The following is a 1,728-nucleotide window of genomic DNA, read 5'->3' on the forward strand; positions in this document are numbered from 1 at the left end:
GTACTAGCGTATTTCCATTACAGATATTTACTTCAATATTTCTATTTGACCAAGTCCTTCTGTAAGTTTTTTGTTTTTTCCTTTTAGTCACTATGTATGTTGTTCAAATGAAAATTTCATTTCACTACCTCAAATTTATTGTACTCGTAAAAAGATAATTGAAAACGATATTCTGGATGCTCTCTCACCCAATCGTAGGCTTCTTCTAAAATATCCATTATATTTTGCGCGTCATTAAGTTCACTACATTCATTCTTTTTCTGTTTGCATAGAGGGCAGAACCCACTCACTATCTCGGCATTCATCGCACGAATAGTTTTACTTTCTAGGTCAACTACTAGACGAAGAATAAGAGAATGTTCCGCTTTTGTAGTCACCATCATTTCAGCAATCCCATCCTCATTCCAAAAGACTCCGTTTAATTCCATCTGTACGTTGACGTCTTTAATATCCAAGTCTATCACTATCACACCTCCCTTGTATAAAAATCTTACCTTACTCTTCTATTTTAATCGTTAATACTCCACGGTTTAAAGCTATGTTAAGTTTTTTCCAATTCTTCTTTGCTATAAGAGGAAGTATAATTACTGCTAAAAGTAACGTGAATATTACACCAAAAACTAAAACTGTTAAAATATTAAAGATCACTTCCATTTAACTGTCCACTCTTTCATTTCTATGAGTTCTTATTTTATTAATACATTTTACAATTCTTACTACGCCTTTATTTTCAAAGCAATTATAACAACAAATTAATTTCTATTTAATATGAAGACTTTATCCACCGTCAAAGCGATAAAATTAAATTTATGTAGTTAGAAATGGAGGAGAATCTCATTTAACCTCTGTCTTCTCCTCCATCTCAGCCAAATACCTAAGTTGCCGCTCTGCCTTTCTCACTGCAGTAGGAAAGTGTTTTTTTAGAAGTTCTACTGCAGATTCACTTATATAATATCTTTCCGTTATACTTTCCCACGTGTCACTACTTTCAAATGCACTCCATACAAAAGGACGCTCTGCACTTTTTTTCATTTCTTTAAATGCCCATTTTCGCATCTTTTTTTTCGCTTTTTCTGTTAGTTTTCCGTTCTTTACAAGTTCAAGCTCACAATGTCTCTTGTATCGCTTATTAATATCTCTCTCACTATATGCTTTAAGAAATATATTCGCTGTATTCTCAGCATCTGCTAAAGCCCGGTGCTGCTTCCCTTCCCACGTTAAGCCGAGCTGATCCACTGCAAATTGTAAACTTGGTGTATGCTCAAATAATTCTTCATACGCCTGAAAAACAAATTTTTGCACATCAAATCTGCTCTCTTTTTCCATACATGGGCATTCTACACCGTATAATGTACAATCTTGAGATAGAAAACGGTAATCTTCTTTTCCCCATGAAACAAATATTGAATCTTCTCCGATGAACTGAATAAATTTCTCTATAATTTGAGGGAAATTCCCTACACCTATTAAATCTTTCTTTGTAATTCCAGTTAATTTTGTTGTATGACGAGTTAATGGGGCACTTGGTTTTACTAACTCTGAAAATTCTCCAATAACCTTCATTGTACTCACATCTATTTTTACAGCTCCAATATCAACTATTTCTGACGGATCTTCTGATTTATACGGCCTAAAATTCCTTTCAATATCAAACACAATGAAGTGTGTAGCGTTTTTCAATTTATTTACCTCTTTCTAAATTCCTTTTCACACACATACTTTATTTTC

The 1,728-nt window shown here is 33.4% G+C and carries 2 protein-coding genes; both read right to left on the reverse strand.

Annotation, left to right across the window (positions count from 1 at the left end):
- Window positions 1-116: 116 nt before the first annotated feature.
- A complete protein-coding gene (locus AB3X49_RS22495) occupies window positions 117-464 on the reverse strand; it encodes a hypothetical protein (protein ID WP_016092044.1) in 348 nt (115 codons plus the stop codon).
- 370 nt (window positions 465-834) lie between these two features.
- On the reverse strand, window positions 835-1,680 hold the full coding sequence (locus AB3X49_RS22500; RefSeq protein ID WP_367964845.1) for an exonuclease: 846 nt from the start codon (window positions 1,678-1,680) through the stop codon (window positions 835-837).
- Window positions 1,681-1,728 lie beyond the last annotated feature (48 nt).

The organism is Bacillus sp. C30, from assembly GCF_040838255.1.
Classification (GTDB): Bacteria; Bacillota; Bacilli; order Bacillales; family Bacillaceae_G; genus Bacillus_A; species Bacillus_A mycoides.